The organism is Bradyrhizobium sp. MI1.4, assembly GCF_055811315.1.
The window spans coordinates 1-22543 of sequence record NZ_JBVVPP010000033.1; the positions used below are offsets into that span (position 1 = coordinate 1).

Sequence of the window (22543 nt, forward strand, 5' to 3'; positions counted from 1 at the left end):
TCCCTGCAATCTCAAACCGCCTCGAATCCGAAAAAGAGACTCCTGCTCAATCGCTTAGAACCTTGTTCACGGACGACCAGCTACACGAGAAACGAAGCTTCGTGCGCGAGCATCGGAACGTCAGAAATCCTAGCCGAGGACTCTTCTCGCCGCCGTCAAGGGCACGTGCGACGGCTACCGAGACAGTTATCTTTCTTTGGCTTTCAAGGTGATGGCAACCAAGACAGCATCAACAGGGTCAGAAGCAATAGATGTCGCGTGCCTGCTGGGCTTCGCTCCGACAGTTCTCATCATGGCGTATGTGGGCGGCCTAAGCGAAGGAGCCAACGGGTTGCGCAAGACTTTGCAGCAAACACGGTTGGGAGGATCAAGAATGAGTATCAGGAGCGGGATTGGGTCGTGCTTCGGAACCTCTCCAGTGGGCTGCTCCTGCGTGATCTCGTGGAGAAAGAGAAATTGCAGTTCGTGCGCCATACGTGTCGTTCTCCGAAGTGAGTTCATAGGCATGGAGCCGGAGATTTATCGAGCGGTCAGTCCCTAAAACAAATGAGCCTGGATGCAGAAACCGCCCCATTAAGTCCCGAGGCCGTTTTGCTTGACTAGAAGCGAGGAAGCAATTTCTCGTCCTCGTGCTGAAAGCGCAATTGAGCCTGGTCCAGGTCGCGGCCCGCTTCAGTAGGGTTGGGCGGGGTCAGGCATCGGCAGATTCGGTGCCTTCGGGAGTATCTTCGACGGGTCGAACTGCGCGAGGATCTGCTTGCCCATAGCCACCGGATCTTTGAAAAAATCCAACGGAGACGCGGGAAATTGAAGCTGCCTGGCAGAGAGTGCAGGGCGTTGAAATCGGAAACGTCATCGACGCCAAGCACTACCTCCTCACCCTCGACAACGAAGTGCTTCTGGCGGTTCTTCAGAGCGGCTGCGGCAATCCATGGGTAATGCTCGGTCCAATCCGTGCCATGCGCGATAGCAGCCGGCACGCGTTTGTCCGCGGATACGTCCTGCTCTCTTGCGAGGCAGCAAAGGATGGGGAACGACGGATGCGCTCGCTCTAAGGCAAGCCGGCGATTTTAAAGCATAGGGCCATTGTTAAATAAATAAATAATCTAATGCCAATTTAAATGTTGACCGATATTTAAAATAGAATTAATTTGAGAGTGCCTGGCGCCGGACGAACGCGTCTGGCCACCGAGAAACGGCTCCCGCATCCCGCCCCTGCTTACGCCATGAGATGTGAGGGGCCGTTTCTTGGCCGATGGTGAGGCGGATCATCCTCCGCATGGCTACGTTTTTATCGTCCCCACCATGACAGCAGCGGTGTTACTGGTTGAAATCGCAATTATTATTGTTCTCGTCACGATTTGACTGACGCGAGAAACTAACAGCCGATGAGAAGCGGCGCGCGATCACGCATGATCGTCTCAGTCAGCTCGCCGCATCGTGCGGTCGATTTATCTTGTCAAAGTGGAAAAATGACCCGGCAGTCACACCGGTCGTTTTAGTCGTTGCTCTCACGAGCTTAGACCGCATGCCGGCCAGTATCATGTAAGCAAGGCGCCGCCAGATCAGGTTCATAACGGCTATGAGTGCATTTAGCCGCTCGAGGCGGACTTCAGCGCGGGCGCAAAGCGTTCGGAGAATGTTGCGGCCTTGGCTCCCGGGCTGCAGAAAGAGCGGCCGAGATAATCGTTGAACACCCCACGAATGCGATCGCGAGTAAGGCCGCACCGAAAAATAGTTTCCTCATCTTACTCTACTCGAGAGGACGTCAATGCCGTTCAGTCTTGGAGGGCGTTGTTTCGCGTCATTGCGTGTGAGGCTCGAAACGGTTTCCTGCACGCGGTCGTGACTCAAGCTGGGGTTATGGCGGTAGGACCTGCGTTGTGCGCCGCGCAACAACATATGCTCCGAAAAGACCGATGGCGGAGAGACGGCCCCGGCTTCAGGGTTGGCTTTTGAGGTACGCCGGAGCCGCTCCGCCAGCTTGGGCAAGCTAGCGAGACAGCAACGGCGCAGTGAGGACACGGGTTCCTCGCCGCGCAGGTCAGGCGAGGTTTAATTGGCACAATGTAATCCGCCGCGCTTTATCTTCGTTTCTACCCTGCGGCAAGCCACAATGCCTCTGACACTGCGGATGATAGGCCTGGATGATTACACGGTTCACGAGGACCGGCAGCTAGTCGGGCGCATCCGCTACGCCAACGAATGCTCCCCGGGGTTCTGGTTGTGGACGTGCATCGTGACGCTTCCCGGTCCGCCGTTCGGGAAAGCTGGCTCACTCGATGAAGCGAAGGGGCGGTTCATGATCGCATGGGAGAATTTCAAGGCGAAGCATACGGCGGAAGAGTTGGGGAAGGCCTTCGCCGAGATGAATCGCGCCAACCGACCAGACCATTATCTGCGCTCAGTGCGTTAGCGCGTCGCATTTGATTGCGACAAAAATTCGCCGGCTCACACGGCGGGCCATTTCCAAGCCGACGAGTTCGTCCCGGCTGTGTAGGCGCCAGCAGTGAGATTGCTCCGGCTTCAGGCCGAATTTTGGGTGGCCGCGGCCGCTCAGTTAGCTCGCGAGGAGCCGGCAAGATTCTCAAGCTCCCTATCGAGGTGTTCGTTCCCTGCTGGTCCACCGTGGGAAATTGACGGGAGGGCGCCGGTTCACGTTGGCTGCCTTCCTCATGTAGGCAACATGACGCCTGTCCCAGTGCAGGCGGTCATTCATCCAACTCGCATTTTGAACTAAATCCTAAGTTGGTGGGCTTTTCGTTTTTATCAGCTTCTGGCATGTGGCGACGGTCATTTAGGAGAGACGTGCGTGGCGACAGGTATTGTGAAGTGGCTCAACCAAAGGCTATGGCTTCATTCAGCCCGACGACGGCGGGAAGGACGTGTTTGTCCACATTTCAGCGGTGGAGAAGGCTGGCTTCAGTGGTTTGGCAGAAGGTGCAAAGGTGAGCTACGAGATCGTGAGCGATCGGGGCGAGCAGTCCGCAGGTAATCTGAGACGGTAGGCGTGGCTGGGACAGGGCCCGCCGGTTCGCACAGGCGGGCCGGGCGCTTTGACCACGTATCGAATTTAGTACTCGCTTTGGCGGCAATCTTCGGCGCTTTCACCGCTCCAGTTCCTTGATGGCGTCCTTTAGCAGCTCGAGAAGCCGGATTTCACATGCCCCCATGACGAACTGATCGGCGTCGTCAGGCACGACAATCTGCCCCTGCACGTGTCCATCATGGGATTGGATGATGAAGTCTCGGGCCTTGCACGCTTCGTTGCGGACGTTCGTTATCGCCTCAAGCGGACCCCATTCAATTCTGACAGCCATTGCTAACCCTCGCTCTTAGCGGAACGCGCGCGAGCTACTGCGGGTCATGCGAGTTGAGGAGCGGTAAAGCCGGCACATCGATCGGCTCGCCTGGCGGTCGATCAACCCGGTTCGCTTTCTTTCCGCTGACGAGGACACCAATATAGCCGTCACCCCGCCCTGCGATCATCAGCCAGTGCGGGAATGCCAAGGACATGGTCGCTGGCCTCAAAATGCCGCGCTCACGGGCGCCGTAGGACAAACCTATTCAATCATTTCGCGATTGAACAAGTCAAACATTTAATATATTTAATAAATGCATTGTCTATTTAATTGCGAGATATCAAGAGCGCGGGGTGCACTTATGCCCTCGATAGAGTCTATGCACTTCGGCAGCACAGCGCCTTCCGACCAGCACCCCTATGAGTGCGCCTCCTGCGTGGCGTCCTTCGGCAGGTGGACCAATCGACGCCGAGCCGGAGGCCGCGAATGACACCGCGGGCGAATGGCCTCCGCTCCCGTTTCCTGATGGCTGGTACGCCACCTGCTGAGTTGTGACGCGGCGTCTGCCTATATGGTGCTGGCAACCGGCAAAGCCGGCACTTGAAAGCGTCTGCGGGCCGGCGGGGTTGCCAGTTAGCACAGTGGGCGAGGAGTCACCCAATCAGGATGATATGTAAGATACTCGACAGGCAGTGTCGGAAGAGGCGATACTCTTGAGGCGGGGTGATGGGCCTAGTCGCGTCATTTTGCATGTCTGAAGATGTACTTCGCTTCTACCAGTTAGCTGACGTGTGCAGGGAACGGACGGCGCAAGCCCGTCAGTCCCGTCGACGCGGAGCCGTGGCTAAAGCTTGCTGAGGACTGGCTCGAATTCGCACGAGCCGACCAGCAACGGCGCGCTTACGAGCCGCGCTGCATCCGATGAACAGCGACCAGAAGATCTGGCCGCTCGAGCACCTCCACCAGCTTGTCCAAGATGATGCGCTCGTTATTCCGGGGCCTCGGTTCTAAGTATTTTTCCAAAATGCGCTGGGCGTCACTCACAGCCTGAAGAGCTAGCTGTTCATCCGTCATCTGTTAGCCCCCAGTGGCCAATCAGAACGGAAGAACCTACGTGTAAGATAGTTCCAGATCCTTTATTGCCGGTTGATGATGCGGTGCTCACGATAGGTGGGGAGCCCCCGTCAATGGAAGCCATGCTACTGCTTCCGAGGCGAGGCCATTAGTCTTCAGGGGCATCCCATCCGCGTCCCAGTCTGGAATTTTGGGAGGCAATGGTGAAATCGGCTGCCCTGCCGGTGGACTGGCGCGAGGCTGCCAGGCCGAAGCATAGGGTCAGCGTCAACGCAGTCACCACTAGCAGCGCGGACATGAACTAGCTCACGCGCACCTCTCTCACGCCCGAGAGCGCGCATAGCCGAAGGCTTTGGCCGGAGCCATGCACCGCTGAATACCGACAGAATGACGATCCAGGTTCAGCCCTTCCTTCCGCACCTGCAATTCAAGCCAGTCGATGCCGGACTCGGCCTGAGCCGCCTTCCGGGCGCGGTAGTGTTTCACAATGGTCTGCGCGCTTCGGTATGAATGCCCAGTGATGTCGCAGGTCATCAGCAAGTCGCAGCCAGCCCGATCGAGCAGCATGACGCAGGTATCACGTAAGTCCTGGTCGTGCTTTGGTCGAGTTCGCTGGCGCCATTGACGAACATCAGCGTGGGGCAAGGCTTCAGAACGCCATGCTGTCTCACCGCCATTGCTGTCGCGTGCGGCCTGCGCCAATCCGCCAATACACGCTTGCGCTGGTCGACCGCTCGAGCGCGCTGCGCCCTATTTCCCTCATCGAGAGGAAGAGGGGCAAACAGCCGATCGATATTTTCAATCAGTTCGGCGGCCAGTCGCTCTGCGCGGATAATTGACTGGCGCGTGTTGTCGCGCGAGAAAGCCGAAGATAAATGCGGAATGCGAAGCCCCTTGCTCAAGCCCTACCACGCGAGGATCGTGAAGTTCACTCCCTTCAGGGCAGTCGAGCTGCACAGCCTCTACGCTCGTTCGCTAACGCAGGATAAATCGGGTTCCAGTCACTCCTCGGGGGTCCGCTCCCCCGCGGCTCGCCGTCGCTGCGATTGAGTGCTCGGAGGCGACTGCAATGCAGGTACAGCCGAGGCGCGTCGCTCCGCCTCTTGGACTTTAAGCCGCAGATCTTCCAGCTCTGACAGTTGACAAACGAGGTCGTTCAACCGTTGGACAAGAAGGATCGAGCTATAACCCTGCATCAACGCCCTCCTGAGTCTGCAGCTATCCAGACAGCAAAAGGACCCCAGCCTCAGGGCGGTGAAGCTGGGGCTATCGAGCCGCCTTGGTGAAGGCAGCTGCCCCTTGGGGAGGCACGGGAAAACTTGGCAATCAGTAAGTCGTTCCAAGCCGAACAAAATGAGCCTTGCCTTGGGGCAGTGGGGAAAGCTGGGGCCCGACTGCATCGCCCAGTTGAGGAGAGGAATCGGGCAAACGCGGTAATTGGCGCCCGTACCAACCGCCGTGCCTCCGAAAAACGTTAGCGGCCCCTGTCGTCCTTGCCGTCGGGACAGCCATCGCCGCCGCCGTTACCCCACGGCTCGCTTTTTGCTCGCCTCCAAAAGCGCGTGTGCCGGCGAGTGGGTCGCTCGATAGGCAGTGTCGACCGATCGAAAGCGCAGCCGGACGGCTGTAAATTAGATTGAAATTCCATATTTAATATAGTTTAATATAGAAATTAAATGACGATTTTCAGAGTTTTGGGATCATGCCTCATTCTCCGTCCATCGTGCCTCATCCATATCCACGTGACGTCTATCTTGTGCTCGAGGATTATGGAGGTGGGCTCGGCCGTGCCTGGAGCGAAACCTCCGAAGACGACACTGGTCGAGCGACGCTGATGCGCCAAATAATGGAAGGTCAATACAAGCACCCTGCTCGGATCGTGGTCTTCAACACGGTTGAGGGATGGTCGCGTGATGTAACCGTAGAGATCGCAGATGAACTGCGCCGCTGCTTTGTCGAGTTCGATGACATTGCGCCAGCCGCGTTGGAATTCATCGAGAGAATCGGAAGGAACTGACTGTGGTGCGCAGTCGTGCCTTGCTTTGGTTTGCGCTAATCTCACAAACTTATCCGAGATGAGGACGATGAGCGGCAGCACGAACAAACAAGCGACGACGTGGGTGTGAGATAACCGCCTGGTGCGGCATAAGACCAACCCTTCTTGTGTTTGGAGTTGCCATGTCGGTGGGTTATGGTCGCGCTGTTGAATGGGACGGAAAGATCCTGACAGGCTCGGTGGTCGTAAATGGCGTGACGACCAAAGTGACTGCGGACCGAGCGATCATCCATGCGTATGCCGCGGGATTCAGCGATGCGCTCAGTTGGGAGATTGATCGCTTTCGGATAGAAATCTTTGAGAAGCTGATGCCATTCCTCCTTCGTCAGAATAGTTGACGGTAAGCTATGACCTCGCCGCGTGTCGGGGATTTTTCGGCAACGATGCTGATGAACTTCCGCTGCCGTGCACCTTACCTGACTTCCGGCAAGCAGATATCGTCATAGGATTAAAAGAGGCGGAGCATCAATCGATGGTCGAACGCCGCTTTCCTGGCCATCGCGGACCGGGTCCAGAATTGGCACGTAGACGATCTCGATGCCGCAGAGCCCTGTGATGCCCTGCCGCACCTGGAGCTGGCGGTCGCGAACCTGATCGCTATGTTGCGAACGGACGACCTGCGGTCCTAAAGGCCCGTCGGCGAGCCCGAGGCAGGAACGGTAGGAGACGCGGGGCAGCCTCCGCTCGATGGCGAGTCGTCAAGGTCCACGTTCATAGTCGCCAGGATGTAGCCGAAGGGTGAGCGCAAGGCATTCAGTTCCTCGACCTCGATCTCCATCCGTATTCCCCATGCGGAATCGTTGCGGTGATCTCGACGTCATTGCCGGCCGACACGCGCCAGGCTGCCACCCCGAAGCACAAGGTCAGCGTCAGGGCGAGGGCAAGCAGAAGCATAGAGACGAAATGGCTCACGCGCGTGTACCCGCAAATCTGAAACCAGTTGAGAGCGTGCACAGAGGCGCGATTCGGAAAATGCAGACGATCTGACGCATCGGCCGTTTTCCCCATCCTTACACGGGGCCAAAAGCGCTCACGATCCCGATCGTGATCGGCACGAGCGCGACCATCACCCACAAAGCGGGCGAGCTGGAGGACAGGCCAACGACCAGTATCAAAACACCGATACCTACGAGGGCCGCTGAGATTGCGTAGGCGACTGCCTTTTCCATCTATCGATCCACGACAACAAGGGATCGGTCGCACAAGGACTCGAGGCAAATCGAAACGTTCCTTTCTTGATTTAACTCGGCCATAAAATCCTATTTAATGCTAGTTTTGCAACTTAATTTCGTCAAATTAAAAGGCGCTTTCTGCGCGTCGGGGGCAGGGCTATTAACCCGGAGTCCTGCATGTTCACTCGAGTAGTCGTAGCTTTATTGCTCGCTTTTGCGACATCCATTTCATCTGAAGCGCGCCCCTTGCGCGCCGCTTTGCCACCTGAATGCAACGTGATTATGCCATGCGACTTTTCATCTTCGCTGGTGCAGGCGCAGAGATACACGAGACCGGCACCGCGCCTGCAGCGAGGTGCCGTTGCTAGCCTACGGATGTCTGTGGCCAGCTCAGGGGCCTTAAGTAGCGAGATCGTTAGCGGTCGTCCGGCCGGTTGCCCTCGATCGTTCTGCGGATGTGGTGCGGCGATCCGAGTGTTTGGTCGGGTAGTACCGGAACTGAACCTCGCAGCCAATTGGCTGCGCTTTCCCCGCACCTCGCCAGCACCGGGAATGGTTGCCGCGCGACGTGGACACGTCTTCGTCCTTGAACAGCACATCGCTGGTGACATCTGGAAGGCGTACGATGCCAACTCAGGTGGGCACGCAACGCGAATTCACCCGCGCTCCCTGCGAGGGTACACCATCGTCAACCCTCATGCGGCTTAAAGCCATCGCGCAGCGTTCCCGTTAGAGTTTTCTCGCCACGTTCCGGAGCATCCGGTTCGCGGCTTCCGCTCAAAAACAGGGCCGCAGCAGTTTTCGCTGCGGCCCTGAAATTGCAACTTGATTCTGCGCCGGCTTGTTCTCGCAGTTTGTCCCGAACACCGAGGTTGATAGGTCCGCCATCATGGGAAGCTTCAATGCAGCCAGGGCGTTCCATGACGATCATTGGTGTTCACATCAGAACGATAGAATTCGACGATGCGGTGCTTCATTGAGACCCGGACACGATAACCAGCGGATATCCAGGCTCTCGCTTGAGGACCTGCTCTCTTCAGTGTGCTCCACCACGCAGTGAAGGTGTAGGCCGATCTCGGCAGAGGCTTCCCCAAGATCGCTTCAATTTCTGAAAAGGTGAGGCGGAGACTTTGACCGTTCTCCGTTCGCAGCCTTTCATGCAATGGCTGGTAAATCGACCTCGGCATGCGAGCACCATATCGACAAAATGGGCCGGCTGCCCGGCATTGGAATAGCAGACTGGTGCATATAGAGCGCGGAGGCAAAAGGCATTATCATTCAGGTCTGCAAGACCTCGCGGAGCCTGACGCAGCGACGTCTCTTCAGTGTTCCCTTAGCTCTAGGTCTCTCAGCAGCACGTGGAGAAAGTCGCTGGCGTGGTCATAGCGTTTACGACCATTCACGATCTCGCGGGTGCGCGGCTCCAGTGTGCTGGCGATGGCTTCAGCGCCGGGTAGATCAGCCTGGTGCGACCACTGCTGTAGCAGCCGATCAGGAATGACTTGAGCGGATCCAGGCAGCTTCAACACACAATAATCGCCATTGTGCTTGTGATCAGCTTTCGCATAAAGAGCGAATAACGCTCGAAAGGCATTACGGGAAACGGCAGGTTTTGCCATTTAACATCCCCAACGTAAAATCGACTCGCTTTAAGTTTAGAAATCTGACGCGTTAACAAAATAAAATCCAGTGTAATTTAATCGCTTGCCCTCGAAAAAGAGGTCATCAGAACTGACGTAAATCGAAGCACTGTGCGTCACAGCTCGCGCCGCCCTGCATCTCCGATACCCTATGCTGCTACGGGACAATCGACCTTAGCAGGCGGCCGAGTAGGATGGGCGGGGCAGGGGCTGCCCCGCAAAATTGCTACCAGACCTCGCAAGTGACTGAGACGAACCGATGTTCGCTCAACCCGCTCCCGAAGTCGCTCTCGTGCGCATGATCAGACAGTCGGTCTGGCGCTGCCCGGTCAATAGCGCGCGATAGATCTGTCCCGATCGAGGCCAGTCAATTTGCATCGGCTGCGGCGACCCACTCGATCGGGGTGTCGCGACCGCAGGCCGGCACCTAGCCGCTCGATAGACATTGTCTGGTCGCCATTTCATGGCTTGACGTAGGTCCATCCCTGCTCCTGCAACTGCATCACCCTAACGACGCCCGACCTCACCACTTGGGCTTGGGCAACGATCGGAATGTCTTTATTTTCGGCCTTTTGCATTTTCTCTTGCGTGTTTCCACAGGCTTTGAATGATACTTCCGGCGTGCTCAGAGCCATTTCCTCAATTCGCGCTTTCACCGGCGATGTGTCATCGCGGAGCATATGGAGGCCGGGGCCGAAGGTAATCACCTCCACTTTCACTCCTTCACCAACCTCCTTGTAGTATTGCGCGACGTTGAGTGCATTGTTCAATGCAAGATTCATTGACGCGGAGTCGCTTGTGTTGACCTGAAGGATTAAGCGGTGCTCTTTCTTGGCAGCAGACGATGGCGCGATGCGCGCCAGCTCAAATTGTTTTGGCGTCGCGGCCCGCGCCGATGAATTCGCGTGCGTTCTTGCCGCGCCATGTGTTGAGGCTGCAGGCAAACTGGGCTGTGCCGAGAGCAGGCGAGTCTCCTGTGCCGCGGAACTAGACAGCCCGACCGGGAGCGAGATGATTGTCGCGATCATCGCTGTGATAATCTTCGGAAATTTGTGCATTATGTTGTTTCTCCAAGCAAGCTGAGGTTCATGATCAATTGTTGGGCTTCGCGATCGCGCGTGGCCATTTGCATGTTGCCGCCAATTTTGCACGTACGCTCTCGATACCATCGAGAGCGAACACTGCACCGGCGCTAGTCCCCGTTCGGCGTGACACATGCACGGAAAGTTCGCTGTGGCCGGGGATCGATTGCAACAGGCGAACGACATCGCCTTCAAGCGCGACACCGCGTACCGACGTAATTGATGAGACCTGAAGAGGTGGATCATCATTGATGCGCAGGGATAGGGTGTAATCCTCGCGACGGCCCGACAGGCCGGCTCCATCAAGCAACACTTCGGTCAGGCCGCCGCGACAGCGTATCGACAGGCTCATTGCTGCGTCCCCTTGAGATGGTAGTGTCGCCTTGATGATCGATGAATAATCAACTGGCGAGGTGGTCTCGCTGACGATCCACGCCCCGGCTCCATTTGCGGGCCGATCAGAGACGCGAACCGGCGCCATAGGGTCTTCGGCGCCTCGGGCCCGAGCGAGGTCATTTGCGATCGCGAGCGTCACGACGAGAGCGATCAGGGTGAACGTCATTGCGCCGCCTGGCTCGAACGCGGCAGACGATCGAGCCAGGCCTGCGCCGCGGGAGAACGCGTCAGGCCAGGGACCGTCGCCGCCAAGTTGATCGACTTCCATTTCGGATCGAAACCGGGCTCCTGCAGTTTGTTGATCCGCGAGAACAGGCGGTCGACAAAGCGCGCCACACGATTAAAGCGATTGGATTTCATCGGCCAATTGAAAGCGACCAGCACGGTTGGAACGGCAATAGTTGTCACGCGTTCCCCCTGCCTGATCAAGTTTGGATAATCAGCTGCGTCCAGCCAAGATGGCAGATAATAATCTTCGAACTTGCTCTCGTAGGGGACCGGCAAGAACTTGAAGCCGGCATCCCAGCGACCACGTATGAATGCATCCACCGGCTTCGATGTTATGAAAACGACGGCGGCCAGCTCACCCCTGCGCATTTGTTCCATCGCAACCTGATGGGGGATGAATGCCTTATCGACCTCGATCCCCAGCCGGCTGAAGATCAGCGGGCCCGAATAAGCTGCGGCGGTACCTTGGGTGTTGAAATTGACCTTCTTTCCGACCAGATCACTCAAGCTCTGAATTTCGGGCCTGACGAATACGTGCAGTTCAGATGGAAACAGGTTGAGCACATAGGTGATCCGTCGCTGGATGTCCGGCACTTGGCTCTTGTACTCGTCAAGTGCGTCGGAATTGATGATTGCTGCATCAATGCCCCGCAAATACAGCAGCGAATTGACGTTTTCGGTTGCGCCACGGGTCACGATGGGCAGCACGTGGAGGTCCGTTCCATCATCGGCCACTCGCGCCATTTCCGCGGCAAGCCGAATGGGAGCTCCTTCCAGCAGACCTCCGGCTATTCCGACAGTCCAATCGTTCATGGCCGCAATTTCCGCCCTTGCATGATCCGCACGCGCCCGCGGAGTCTGCTGGGCCATTGCTGGGCAACAGCCCATGATCAAAAGCGGAGCGGCTATCACGATGAGGAGAAACCAAGAGCGTATTCCAACCAGCTGCTTCATCGATCCGGCTCCCCTAGGAACGTCTACTCTGTTTTGTCCGCTGCGCTCTTCACTTCGACACCTAAGTTTAAGTTCGATCTGTCGATACAGCGCACGACCATTTGTCTGCACCGATGCTGCTAATGACCAAGTGCGTCGAATCGCTCCCTTGCCTCCTTGACCCCTCCGGCTGCTGCTCTGGCGTAAAGCTCTCGCGCCTTGGACGTGTCGCCGCGCGTTCCGCTCGCGCCCCATTTTGCAAGCAGGCTCGGATCATACGTTTCCGCGAGGGCGAAACTTGCCGGTGCGCTCCCTAATTCAGCAGCACGCTCCAGGACAACTCGTGCCGCGCCAATATCGCCTTGTCGAAGCAATCCGGTTGCGCGAGCGATCAATCGCACGAGTTCGGCGGCGTTTTCGTTCCGGAGAACCGGGGATGGCGCCTTCGGCTCAGCTGCTGTGACCACGAGCTCTCGCGCGAATTGCGCGGGCGGCGCCTGCGGCGATCCCAGCAGCAGTGTTCGGAGCAGTTCCCTTGTTGGCGAATTGCCGGCTCCGCCTTCACCCGACACCCCGGCGGGTAGCCACGGTCCGATACTCGTGCGCGCTGCGGCAAGTTCTTGCTCATCTCGGCCGGATTGGTTGCATTCTCGCCGGAGCTGATTTTTCAACTGTTCGGCTCGATCATCGTTTGCCGCGGCTTGCGCTTCATAGGCGAACAGCTTGGAACGCGCCAACGAGAGCTCTTGCGCCAGCGCATCTGCTCTTTCGTGCTCCTCCTTTAATGAGAGCTTCAGTTTAGCCGAGGTATTCTCCGCTGTTCGTTTGGTCTGCATCGTTTCTTCGGTTGCCTTCGCGATCTGCTGGGATCGGTTGTCGAGCTCGATTCGCGTCGTCGCGAGCGTCTCCTCCAGCTGTTTGGTACGATCGTGCTCCTGTCGGAGGCTTGCCTGTACCTGAGCCTCCGCTGCCTCTTTTGCACTGATCTCTGCGGCTTGTCTGGTTACCTCTGCGGACTGGGTCTCCAGGTCGTGATGAGCGGCTGTCAGATTCTGCTCCAGCCGGTTTGCCCGATCTTTCTCCCGCTCGACAGCCTGTTGCAGCTCCCTCGGATCGCTCTGTGCCCGGCGTTCGCGACCCTCTGCGCCGATTTCGCGGCTTAGCCGTGCCTGCACTTCGAAATCGTTGCGCGCCTTGACAAGTTCCCGTTCCAGACGCTGCGTGTGCAAGCGCTCCTCCCGGAGCGATTTCTGGAGCTCATCGGTTTCATTCTCGGTGGCCTCCGCAATGCTGGTCCATTGCTCGCGTGCATGCTGCAACAGCCCCAGCACGGTATCCTGCTCTCGTCGGCATGTTCGAAGGTCAGCAGCAAGGGCCCGTATCCTCTCCTGTTCTGTGGCGAGCACTTGCCGCGATCGCTCGGTATTGCTGATTGTGGCTTGTGCGAGCTTCAGGGGCGTCGTGTCGGCAGATGGTTTCAGCCGCGCCGCGGGCCACCCTCCCGAGCCGGTCGTGCCGCGCAAGTGCGTCGCCATGACATGGGCGTCGCTCGCCGGCCGATTTGGCTCCTGCGCGAGAACGGGTATGGTCAAAACCGATATTACCGTCAGGACAGTCGGTGCAACCCACGCCGACCTTGTTGCGCAGGTGCGCGCACAGCTACGAACACAATCCGAGGCAATCCACACGCCTGCGCGGCGAACGGGCGATTCAAGGCCCGACCCTGCCTGCATCGGCGCTTGTGCCCACATCCGCGACATTAATGCGTCAATCCGTTTCTCAATTTCAATTTACCCTTAGGCAAAAATAAACCATATTTTATTTTATTCAATCATTTATCGCCAATTAAATGTTCGGCCGATACTGCCGGTCGCTTGAGAAGGAGATCGTCCAATGCTCCACCGACTCCCCTCGCTGATCATTGCGATTATCACGAGCGTAGCTGTGCTGGCCTGGCCCAAGCAGGCGGCGCAGTGGCGGGCTCCGCGGGTGCCGGCACTGGGACGGGCACGGGCAGCGCCAACACTGGTGGGTCAGCTCCGTCCGGCATGGGTACAAATGCGAGCAGCGCCAACCCTGGTCCATCGGCGCCTCCAGGAATAGGGACACGAGACGTTGGTACCGGTGCAAACCTGAACCGCACCAGTCAAACCAACAGCCCGGACGTTCAACCCACCACGTCGAAGTCGCGGGCGGCGGCGCAGGCCAAGAGAAATGCCGGCGCTGGCCACGCTCAAAATGGTCTGCCGATCGGAGCTATTGGCACCGGCACGAGCAACGAGGAGCAGATGATCGTTGGACCGTCACCTAACCGAAAAATACCGGCAGCGAAGGTCGACGGAAATATCGCTGGAATAGTTGGTAGGGCTCCAGCCTTTCGGACCAAGTGAGCCGGCCGCGCGCCGCACGAACTAGGGAAAAAGTGCTGGACGCCAAAGTGCAAGTCCAACGGCGAACGACAGATTCGCACAAGCGCATTCCGGACTCAGAAAACAGAACTCGGTAGTCTGAGCGGACCGAGCCGGGCAGCCGAGCGCGCTTTGGCGTCCCTGCTCAGGTCTGCGCGCCGCCCGACGAAGGCGCCGGCAGGGCTTGGTTCTCCATGGGGCGCCTTGAAGAGGACTGACGCCCCGCACACGGCCGAGTGGGATTTGGGCTAGGCGAGAGCATTCACGCGGTTATGCGAGCGCTCGATTCCGCGGCATTCGGATCACGTCCGATCGGTCGGAGCGAGGAGCCAGCCGTGCATTGTTCGAAATGCTCGCGAAGCATGTCATTAGCCAAGTGCTCCCAGAACTCAGCTTCGGCGAGAAGCTTCCAGCTTCGATCTGGATGATGCGCAGAAGTCTGTCGGCACAGCGACGCCATCGCGCGCAAGCGGCGTACGGTCTCCATCCACTCCTCCCATTATTTTTCCCCACCTTATTTTCTGTTTTGCGTCATATTAATTATGATTATACCGGATAATCAAATTTGCCTTCCGTGGCGCGACTACCGAAACGATTTGACGCGAACGACTTTCGGCTTTGCTTTCAAATTGTCTTTCAGATGAAGCGCTGCTTCATAAGACTAAAAAGAGATAAAAAGTCAGGCTTAAACCAACTCAGGTGCGGGACATGATCCGCAGCATGCCGCTCGTGGATGATCTCGGTCAGAGCCGGAAAGGGACGCCGGATCCAAGTGCAGCACTTTTCCTGACACAGAGCCTTCACTCGCATCGGCCTGCCTTGAAACCCCACTGTGCGCACGCCTCATTGGGGAGCGATCGGGCGGCTTGGAGCTGTGCAAGGGTTATCGGAGGCTTCAAGGTCGATCCGTGAAACGATCGTCTTCGAGTTCGCTGAAATTACGCGCGCCGCTCGCCATCATTGAATCCGCGTGCGGCAACTCGTCCCAAACCGGGGCCTACGCATCCGTGACGCCGGCCCTAGTCTCGCTCGTTCTCCGAGGCTTCGCCCTTCCGCCCTTCGCACTTGCTCTCGTAGCCTGTGCAATTGGGCAAGCAGGCTAACGAGCTCCATCGCCGTTTGACGCAGAACAGCCAAGCGGCTGCAAACCCCACTACTCACTACAATACCCCCAAACAGGCCCTTGCAGGATCAGCGATCGGAAGCGTTAGTTTGCGCCGACCTGCCGGTGTGACGCTTAACTTGCGGTTCATGAGGGCGTCAGTTCGCTTTACGACGATAGGCCAAAATATTTCGCATCCCTCCAGTAAGCCCTGGCAGAAATAGCCGCCAAGACAGGAATCTGGATGAACGCTGCGCCATGATTGAGCGCATCCAGCCCGTACCAAGACTAATCGGTGCGGCAACCATGCCGCAACAGGTCAACTCCGCACACGGGGCGTCAAATGAGGCGGTCGGCCCAAATTCGTGTAATGCTAGTCAGTTCGGCTCCGCGTCTGTACCGAAGCCCGCTACGCATCAGCACAGCGGCGCTTCCTCGAATATCTCCCCGGGCCGCACGACCGGCTCATCGACCCAGGCCTCGCGAGCGAACCAGTTGTGATTGGCGCGACAGACCGGGCAACGAGTATTGCCATAAAACACAACGCTCCGCAGGAAAGCCTCACGGTCCGACCTAATACCAGTAGGAATCGCGCGACCGGTTTGCGGACATTTGACCATGATCATTCCCATGCGAGCCTCCCTAGGAAATTATTATTCGTTGTCGAACGAAAGAGAACCGGCCGGCTGGAGTGCGTCGTCATCTCAGTGTGGGTTACTTGGGGGGCATCGCACACTGGGAGTGCTTGTTCGAGCAGGGCGGGTTGCTCGTGACGACGTTTTTCCAACCGGCCGGATCGCTGCTTGAGCGATTCCTTGGACGCCGCCGCTCTTTGGCTCGGCAGCGCGGGCGTTGATTATGCGTCTCTCGAAAGCTCCTTAGGCGCCACTGAAAATGGGCCAATCTGAGCGGGTGGGAGTTTTGCGCGTGCTATGCCGCTCGCGACGAAGACGATCATATCGCCCGTGATGGGCAAATTGGCTAATTCGATCACCGGTTTCACTCCACTCTCGTCAGCGAAATATTTTTCGTTAGGATTTAATCCTGCAAATTAAGCCTTGCGCTGTCGGTCTGGTTTGCGACTCTCGTCGAGTTTTATTTTTCGCTGTCCCGCACGCAGGAGGTCAAGATCATCGCAGCGATTTCTGCGACGCTGTTTCTCGGTCGGCTGTTATTTCGACGCAGGGCCCGCTTCTTGGTATTTGAATGGTTGCATCCGGTTCAAACATGAAATAAATATTGATTATATTGTTATCATATAAATCTCGTTGTTAATTGTTGTCAATGACGTAAGCTGTTTTCGTCAATTTTTTTGGTCGGAGGAGACGATGCGGGAATCAGTCCAGAAGAAGCGCAACTCCACCTCGGCTGCGAAGCAGTTGGCTCAAATGCGCGAGAAGCTAGCGAGCATCAGCGAGAGGGAGCGCGTTCTAGGAGAGCGGAGTGCTGCTCGCGAAGTTTACCGCTATCTGCTGGACTCTCACCGGTTGACCGCGCCGGCGACCTTTCTCGGAGGACAAGTGTTGAATATTTCTCTATCTGGGGTGAACGAGGGTGGTCAGCTGGCGGCGTGACCGGGGCCGTATGGTCATTCGAAATGAATCCCAGTCAGGCGATGTGCATCCGCACTGAGGTGGACTTGCGCCGTTGTAGCACGGCGATCAAGCCGAATTTCCTCGGCAACTGCAGCTCGTTTGAACGCGCCGTGGACAGGACATTGCCGGATGTTGTCGCCACCGCGTCGACACGGCGGCGAAACAGATATCGTTGCTATCGGGAATAGCCATGCTGGAAAAAACATCGGCAGAGTTGGCGTTGAGACCCGCCGCGGGTGCAATCTTCGCGCTGGTGGACGGTCGATCAGTGCTTTTCAGCGAGACAAGGCAGAAGCTCTATGAGTTGGACCAGCTAGGGGCATTCATTTGGTGCAAGTTGGCACAAGGTGCTTCTTTGGAAGACGTCCATCAGGAGCTTGGGCAGCTAGGCATTGGCGAGCGCGCAGCGCGCGAGTTCACGTGGCAGGCGATGAACGTCTGGATCGATCGAGGGGTGCTCGATCTCGACTGGCGAATGTCGGCCGATTGTGCCTTCTCAACGGTTCTTGCTCAGCGCAGGATCAGCGTCCGGGCTGCAAATCGGGAGCTCTCGCAACAGTTGATTTCGCTATTTTGTGTTACGGACGACAGCGGCGAGGAGGAGGAGGAGGAGGAGGATATTGCGATCGAGACAATGATGCTCGGCGACCGAGTATTCTTCCGTGGGAATGACGCGAGCATCCAAAGATGTGAAGCCGCAGCTCTGGCCCCTACAATCAAAGCTCACATCACCGAGCGACTTATTCGAAACAATCGGTGGGTTTTCGCGCTCCACGCCGCTTCTCTTGCAAAGTGCGGCATGGGCTTGCTGCTGTGCGGCCAACCGGGAGCCGGCAAGTCGACTCTTGCACTAGAACTGGTAGACGCTGGATTTCAGTATGCCGGCGATGACGTTGCGCTGATTGGGGCTGACGGAACGATCTGCGGCATCCCATTTGCCCTCACCCTCAAGCAGGGATCGTGGCGGTTGCTATCCCGACTGTATAGCGATTGGAACGACGTGACGCACCGCCGGTCCGATGGCGCCGAAGTGCGGTATTTGCCGATTCCCGATGCGCACAATGGGAGCCTCGCTGCCAACTGGATCATCTTTCTGAACCGGGTTGCAAGCGGCCCCGTCGAGCTGACCCCCCTAGATCAGCTTGATTCGATCAAGCGGCTCATTGAGGGCGCTTTTGCCGCAGACGGGAAGCTGTCGCAGTCCGGCTTTTTCGCTTTGAAGCGGATTGTTGCGGGCGCACGATCTTTCCAACTCATCTATTCGGAATCGGCGCAGGCTCGACAGCTGCTGATGGACTTGTGCGATGACAAGGCATAGTGCGGCACTGACAAGCCTATGCAACTGCTTGCGAGGCTTGCCGCCCGTCGACGTGGAGTGGACCTCCGTCATCGGGCTCGCAAACCAGACGTTGACGACGCCTGCGCTCATTGACTTCGTTGATCAATTTGCATCGGTGTTGCCAGAGGACGTGTGCACCTATATCCGCCAGATCCATCGCCGAAACGTGCTGCGCAACGATCGGTTGGCCGGTCAACTGGAAGAGGCCGTTATTGCGATGAACGGCCAGGGAGTTACGCCGGTGTTGCTCAAGGGGGCGGCAACGCTAGCCACAGCACCTGTCGAGCGGCGAGGAGTTCGGCTGATGTGTGATCTGGATATTATGGTCGTGCCGGACGAAGCTGAAAGGGCGGTCGCCGCTCTGGGCGCAATTGGCTATCAAATTCATGAGCGGACCCTTCCCAACAGCAAGAGATGGTATGTCGAGTTGAACCGGCCCCGGGATGTCGGAACCATTGATCTGCAGCAGGGCGCTTCAGACCCGGCGTACTTTGACCGTGGCCCGGGAAATGCTCTGAACCATTGCGTCCCTGCGCGCTTGGGGCGGGGGAGCGCGTATGTTCCCACGCCCACCTACCGAGCGCTTATGTTGATCATCCACGATCAGTTTCAAGACTTTGGTTATTGGCTCGGTGACCTCGATCTGCGACATCTTCTTGAATTGCGAGATCTGAACAGTTCCGTCGGGGGCATCGATTGGAGTGAGCTTACCTCTCATATCTCGGGCGGATTGATGAAGAACGCAGTCGAAACCCAGCTCCTTGCTCTCGCTGCGCTGCTTGGAGTCGAGGTCCCGCACTCGATGCGGTGCCGACTGATTCCTCGTCTGCAGTTCATGCGACAATTGATCCAAGCACGCTTTCCGACCACACGTGTGCCATTCCTCGCAATGACGGTCTTGGACCTCAGAAATTACCGGAGGAGGATGACCTCTGGCTACGCGCAAGCCGGCATGCGCGGGCGTGGACTGTGGTCTGTGCCAAGAGGGTCCACTTTACAGTTTCTGTTGAGCGCGACCACGACGGTTCGTGCCGGAAAAGTCTAAGGCCAGTAACGGTCACACGAGCGCCTTCAGGGGATTGGAGATTCCTCAACGGAACGGAGTTTTCCATCAGCCGCCTCCAGAGCGCGCATCAGGTGGCAGATTTTCGGAATCCTCAGGGCCCAACATTTGTGCAGTTGCGCAGTGCTAGGAATGCCCTTGACCACCCGCATTCCGATCAGACGACTCGTCGTTCTCGCGAATCCTGAACTCTTCGAGCGTGTGCCCCGATTGGAGCGCGGCAACTAGCCAGCGAGGCTGTTTACCACGTCCCGACCAAGTCTCTGTCGGGCGGAGTGGATTGAAGTATTTTGGCACGACTTTCGGGTATTTGCGGCGCGGCGGCTCGCTCGTTCCGGCGTTGGCGGCCCGGCTTTCAGCTTCACCGAATTGATCCGGCTGGTTGAGTTGCGCAAGACGTTTTTCGAGCTCTCGCTTCTCGACTGTGATCTTTTCGGCAAGTATCTTTGTCAGCTCTTCGTGAAGGAGCCAGAGTTCCTCAAAGTCCATGGCTTCGAGATCTTGCCGACGCATAGCATTCTCGTCACCGTTCGACTGACGCCTGATCCATCTGTCATCCTCAGCTTACGAGCACATCATTGCCCGAACGCCCAAATCAAACGATGGACCAAAGCCAGTGTTTCAAATCACGTCACAATAAATAAATAATATATGATTTAATAATTTTTACTAGAGGTATTTTATTAAATGGAGGGTTTGCAGCCCAATGACTTGCTGCAAAGCAGGAAAGGGGAGTATCTCAATCGAGTTCCTCCCGGCGTCTTCAACTCGGGGCATCCTTCCCCGGCTGTACCCTCGGATATTCGGGACGTGAAGCTCAAATCGCGGTCAGGCAGCTAGCGCTGAGGGACATTGAGTTCGTTGGCGCTGGCGCATATTCGAGGCTGCAATATCGAGATTGCCCAGAACAAAGGACAGCCATCGAGAACATTGCGTCGCGATGACGCGTAGGGCGCTTGATGTGATCCCGTCATATCAGTTCGCTTGAATGGTTCCACGGCTGCCCGCTGGACGTGTGAAATTTACCCCTCCGAGATTAAATTATGAGGATGGCCTATTGTTTTGGCTTGATTGACTGTTGCGACGCAGTTATCTGGGACGCGGATTTAAGTACGGTTCCATACATTTTGTTGGGTAAACCGAGTTCACCATCTTGATTAATGTCGATCTGGGACATATTAAGTTTGGCGCAACTACAGGATGCGAGCATGCCAGCTAAGAAACTCGAATTAGAATCAATGTCCCTTGACGATCTCTGGTCGCTTCATGAGGAAATTAGCGGGATCCTATCGGATCGGATTAAGGCAGAAAAGCACGAATTGGAGAAGCGCCTGGCGGTTCTCGGGGGCGGGACGGCCGTTTTGGCGGATTCAAGCGGGTCCGGCGTGTCTCCGGCCGCCAAAGCGAGACGCAAATATCCGCGGGTGCTGCCGAAATACCGGAACCCCCAGACGTCAGAGACCTGGTCGGGGCGCGGCAAGCAGCCCCGGTGGTTGGTTGCTGCTATGAAGTCTGGCCGGAGAATTGAGGACTTTCGCATACGGGATGCAAGTCCGAAGCTTCGTCAGCGCGCATAACCTAATCTGCATTGATCGACGGGATGGTTGCGGTCAAGTGGCCGGCGCAGCGCCGTGATCCTGTGCGCCTAGTAGGCGTTGCGTCCCCGCAGCACTTCGATGGGAGTTTGCAGCAGGATTACGAGATCAAGCCGAAGGCTCCAGTTGTCGATGTACCACAGATCGTATTGTACGCGTGTTTCGACCGTGATGGATGTGGGGGTTGGACCACGGCAGCCATGGACTTGGGCCCATCCGGTCAATCCTGGCCTGACCCTGCGGCGCAAGGCGTAGTTCCGCACGAGCTTGTCGAATTCTCCGTCGTGAGCCAAGGCATGAGGACGGGGACCGACCAGCGACATGCTGCCGTCGAGAACATTTAGCAGCTGTGGCAGTTCGTCGAAGCTTGTCCGACGCAGCCATTTGCCGACGCGGGTGACGCGTCGGTCGAGGCGATGGGCCTGAAGGATCGCGGGCCCGTCCTCGAGCACATGCATCGTCCGGAATTTGCGGATCAGGAAGATCCGGCCATTAAAACCACAGCGTTGCTGTCGAAAGAATATGGGGCCGGGCGAGTCCAGCTTGATTGCAAGTGCGGCCAGCACAAGCAGCGGGGCAAGTATCGTCAAGGCGAGCGCGGCGCCGAAAAGATCAATGATTCGTTTGGTCGCACAGTCCAGCTGCGTAAGCGGACCACGCTGGAGTTCAACACAAACCGCACTTCCAAGGCTTCGCGTGGGGTGTCGAAGCAATTCGGATGTCGTACCGACCGGCACGAACACAACCGGTAGCGGCAAGACCCGCAAATCGGCAACGAAGGCCCGGAGTTCGGGCCATCGTTCCGGGTTCGCTTCCACAACCACCTCGTCGAGCTCGGAGCTGCGAATGTAGTCAATCACGCGAGCCGTGAGCCGCCTTCGACAGGCAGGACCGAAGCCGATTGGGGGCAAGCTGAACCGGCCTCGGACGCAATAACCATGCATCGCGAGCGTTTCAGACAGCCCGGCGTTTTTCGATGGCGGCTGGTCGCTCACCAGAACAATGTTTGTGCTGGCGAATTTTCTGCCGCTCAGGCCCTTCCCGAGAAGCGCTCTCGCTCCCCACCGCTCGGCCATCAGCAAGGCCAGGCCCAGGACAGCGAAAAGTGTGCCCGCTTGGTGAGAAGAGCCCGAGCCAATTGCAAAGCCGTACCCGGCCCATATCGGGAACAACAATGACGCCCATGCAATCCAGACGGCGCGCATCTGACTTCGCAGGACGAGAAGCTCGGCTGGCCGATAAAGGCCGTGCGTCTTCAAGAGGCAAACGAGACATGTTGCGCTGACTAGCGCCAGGCCAAGTGCGTTGCTTAAGTCGCCTGCAGCCCACCCGTTCTGAGCTTTGCTCAGCCACGTCGAAACGATGCTCGCAAAAAGAATGGTCGCAATATCCGCGCAGAGCGCCACGTATTCGATCGAGTCGTAACGAAGGGGCCATTTGTGCTGGCGGGATACCGACGGCTCGGGACTGACACGATCCGTAACCTCCCGATCGGGGAAATGTCGGTTCACGAAATTCATTGTCAGGACACCTGCGGTTAATATTTAATATATTATTA

At 57.3% G+C, this 22543-nt stretch carries 23 protein-coding genes and 1 pseudogene; 8 read left to right on the forward strand and 16 right to left on the reverse strand.

Features of this window, described 5'->3' with window-relative positions:
• Nucleotides 1–2116 precede the first annotated feature (2116 nt).
• Nucleotides 2117–2416, forward strand: coding sequence for a hypothetical protein (locus AC0L23_RS27355; protein WP_026233247.1), 300 nt, complete (start codon nucleotides 2117–2119; stop codon nucleotides 2414–2416).
• A gap of 396 nt (nucleotides 2417–2812) precedes the next feature.
• A pseudogene (locus tag AC0L23_RS27360) lies at nucleotides 2813–3008 on the forward strand (cold-shock protein).
• A gap of 99 nt (nucleotides 3009–3107) precedes the next feature.
• On the opposite strand, the gene AC0L23_RS27365 reads toward AC0L23_RS27360, so the two are convergent.
• The 5 genes from AC0L23_RS27365 to AC0L23_RS27385 form a co-directional block, all read right to left on the reverse strand.
• The gene (locus tag AC0L23_RS27365) at nucleotides 3108–3320 is read right to left on the reverse strand and encodes a hypothetical protein (protein WP_018456774.1); all 213 of its coding nucleotides are present in this window, start codon (nucleotides 3318–3320) and stop codon (nucleotides 3108–3110) included.
• A gap of 882 nt (nucleotides 3321–4202) precedes the next feature.
• Nucleotides 4203–4376 carry a hypothetical protein gene (locus AC0L23_RS27370; protein ID WP_162847236.1) on the reverse strand — a complete coding sequence of 58 codons (174 nt, stop codon included), beginning with the start codon at nucleotides 4374–4376 and terminating at the stop codon, nucleotides 4203–4205.
• Between the two features lie 321 nt (nucleotides 4377–4697).
• Complete coding sequence (locus AC0L23_RS27375) at nucleotides 4698–4910, reverse strand: hypothetical protein (RefSeq protein WP_085409711.1); 213 nt, start codon at nucleotides 4908–4910, stop codon at nucleotides 4698–4700.
• Nucleotides 4910–5278, reverse strand: coding sequence for a hypothetical protein (locus AC0L23_RS27380; protein WP_473297926.1), 369 nt, complete (start codon nucleotides 5276–5278; stop codon nucleotides 4910–4912). Before AC0L23_RS27380 ends, AC0L23_RS27375 begins: the two co-directional genes overlap by 1 nt.
• Before the next feature lie 770 nt (nucleotides 5279–6048).
• Nucleotides 6049–6474 carry a hypothetical protein gene (locus AC0L23_RS27385; RefSeq protein ID WP_157642985.1) on the reverse strand — a complete coding sequence of 142 codons (426 nt, stop codon included), beginning with the start codon at nucleotides 6472–6474 and terminating at the stop codon, nucleotides 6049–6051.
• Nucleotides 6475–6554: 80 nt separating this feature from the next.
• Here AC0L23_RS27385 and AC0L23_RS27390 point away from each other — a divergent pair, with 80 nt between their 5' ends.
• The gene (locus tag AC0L23_RS27390; protein ID WP_018456770.1) at nucleotides 6555–6770 is read left to right on the forward strand and encodes a hypothetical protein; all 216 of its coding nucleotides are present in this window, start codon (nucleotides 6555–6557) and stop codon (nucleotides 6768–6770) included.
• Between the two features lie 672 nt (nucleotides 6771–7442).
• On the opposite strand, the gene AC0L23_RS27395 is transcribed toward AC0L23_RS27390, so the two are convergent.
• The gene (locus tag AC0L23_RS27395; RefSeq protein WP_018456767.1) at nucleotides 7443–7601 is read right to left on the reverse strand and encodes a hypothetical protein; all 159 of its coding nucleotides are present in this window, start codon (nucleotides 7599–7601) and stop codon (nucleotides 7443–7445) included.
• Nucleotides 7602–7781: 180 nt separating this feature from the next.
• Here AC0L23_RS27395 and AC0L23_RS27400 point away from each other — a divergent pair, with 180 nt between their 5' ends.
• The gene (locus tag AC0L23_RS27400) at nucleotides 7782–8312 is read left to right on the forward strand and encodes a hypothetical protein (protein WP_240543176.1); all 531 of its coding nucleotides are present in this window, start codon (nucleotides 7782–7784) and stop codon (nucleotides 8310–8312) included.
• Here AC0L23_RS27400 and AC0L23_RS27405 read toward each other — a convergent pair.
• From AC0L23_RS27405 to AC0L23_RS27440, 8 genes are all read right to left on the reverse strand, one after another.
• Nucleotides 8293–8535 (reverse strand): hypothetical protein, encoded by a 243-nt coding sequence (locus AC0L23_RS27405; RefSeq protein WP_204510837.1) that lies wholly within the window; start codon nucleotides 8533–8535, stop codon nucleotides 8293–8295. The genes AC0L23_RS27400 and AC0L23_RS27405 overlap by 20 nt on opposite strands.
• Complete coding sequence (locus tag AC0L23_RS27410; RefSeq protein ID WP_433994716.1) at nucleotides 8504–8791, reverse strand: DUF7662 domain-containing protein; 288 nt, start codon at nucleotides 8789–8791, stop codon at nucleotides 8504–8506. The genes AC0L23_RS27405 and AC0L23_RS27410 overlap by 32 nt, the downstream gene beginning before the upstream one ends.
• 135 nt (nucleotides 8792–8926) lie before the next feature.
• Nucleotides 8927–9223 (reverse strand): hypothetical protein, encoded by a 297-nt coding sequence (locus tag AC0L23_RS27415; protein ID WP_473297929.1) that lies wholly within the window; start codon nucleotides 9221–9223, stop codon nucleotides 8927–8929.
• A gap of 482 nt (nucleotides 9224–9705) precedes the next feature.
• Entirely contained in the window at nucleotides 9706–10302 is a 597-nt protein-coding gene (locus tag AC0L23_RS27420; RefSeq protein ID WP_085349057.1) for a DsrE family protein, read from the reverse strand.
• Between the two features lie 34 nt (nucleotides 10303–10336).
• Nucleotides 10337–10888, reverse strand: a complete 552-nt coding sequence (locus tag AC0L23_RS27425; RefSeq protein ID WP_473297932.1) for a hypothetical protein — start codon at nucleotides 10886–10888, stop codon at nucleotides 10337–10339.
• On the reverse strand, nucleotides 10885–11904 hold the full coding sequence (locus AC0L23_RS27430) for a TAXI family TRAP transporter solute-binding subunit (protein ID WP_473297934.1): 1020 nt from the start codon (nucleotides 11902–11904) through the stop codon (nucleotides 10885–10887). The genes AC0L23_RS27425 and AC0L23_RS27430 overlap by 4 nt, the downstream gene beginning before the upstream one ends.
• Nucleotides 11905–12023: 119 nt before the next feature.
• The gene (locus tag AC0L23_RS27435; RefSeq protein ID WP_473357550.1) at nucleotides 12024–13418 is read right to left on the reverse strand and encodes a coiled-coil domain-containing protein; all 1395 of its coding nucleotides are present in this window, start codon (nucleotides 13416–13418) and stop codon (nucleotides 12024–12026) included.
• 2391 nt (nucleotides 13419–15809) lie between these two features.
• Nucleotides 15810–16025, reverse strand: a complete 216-nt coding sequence (locus tag AC0L23_RS27440) for a hypothetical protein (RefSeq protein WP_085349052.1) — start codon at nucleotides 16023–16025, stop codon at nucleotides 15810–15812.
• A 696-nt stretch (nucleotides 16026–16721) separates the two neighbouring features.
• On the opposite strand from AC0L23_RS27440, the gene AC0L23_RS27445 reads away from it, so the two are divergent.
• From AC0L23_RS27445 to AC0L23_RS27455, 3 genes are all read left to right on the forward strand, one after another.
• Nucleotides 16722–16967: a hypothetical protein gene (locus tag AC0L23_RS27445; protein WP_085358644.1), complete on the forward strand. Its 246-nt coding sequence runs from the start codon at nucleotides 16722–16724 to the stop codon at nucleotides 16965–16967.
• A gap of 211 nt (nucleotides 16968–17178) precedes the next feature.
• Complete coding sequence (locus AC0L23_RS27450; protein ID WP_473357551.1) at nucleotides 17179–18306, forward strand: serine/threonine protein kinase; 1128 nt, start codon at nucleotides 17179–17181, stop codon at nucleotides 18304–18306.
• Complete coding sequence (locus AC0L23_RS27455) at nucleotides 18293–19372, forward strand: nucleotidyltransferase family protein (protein ID WP_473297939.1); 1080 nt, start codon at nucleotides 18293–18295, stop codon at nucleotides 19370–19372. Before AC0L23_RS27450 ends, AC0L23_RS27455 begins: the two co-directional genes overlap by 14 nt.
• A 144-nt stretch (nucleotides 19373–19516) precedes the next feature.
• On the opposite strand, the gene AC0L23_RS27460 is transcribed toward AC0L23_RS27455, so the two are convergent.
• Entirely contained in the window at nucleotides 19517–19903 is a 387-nt protein-coding gene (locus AC0L23_RS27460; RefSeq protein ID WP_026233241.1) for an H-NS histone family protein, read from the reverse strand.
• A gap of 695 nt (nucleotides 19904–20598) precedes the next feature.
• On the opposite strand from AC0L23_RS27460, the gene AC0L23_RS27465 reads away from it, so the two are divergent.
• Complete coding sequence (locus tag AC0L23_RS27465) at nucleotides 20599–20967, forward strand: H-NS histone family protein (protein ID WP_473297941.1); 369 nt, start codon at nucleotides 20599–20601, stop codon at nucleotides 20965–20967.
• A gap of 68 nt (nucleotides 20968–21035) precedes the next feature.
• On the opposite strand, the gene AC0L23_RS27470 is transcribed toward AC0L23_RS27465, so the two are convergent.
• On the reverse strand, nucleotides 21036–22505 hold the full coding sequence (locus AC0L23_RS27470) for an exopolysaccharide biosynthesis polyprenyl glycosylphosphotransferase (RefSeq protein ID WP_473297944.1): 1470 nt from the start codon (nucleotides 22503–22505) through the stop codon (nucleotides 21036–21038).
• Between the last annotated feature and the right edge of the window lie 38 nt (nucleotides 22506–22543).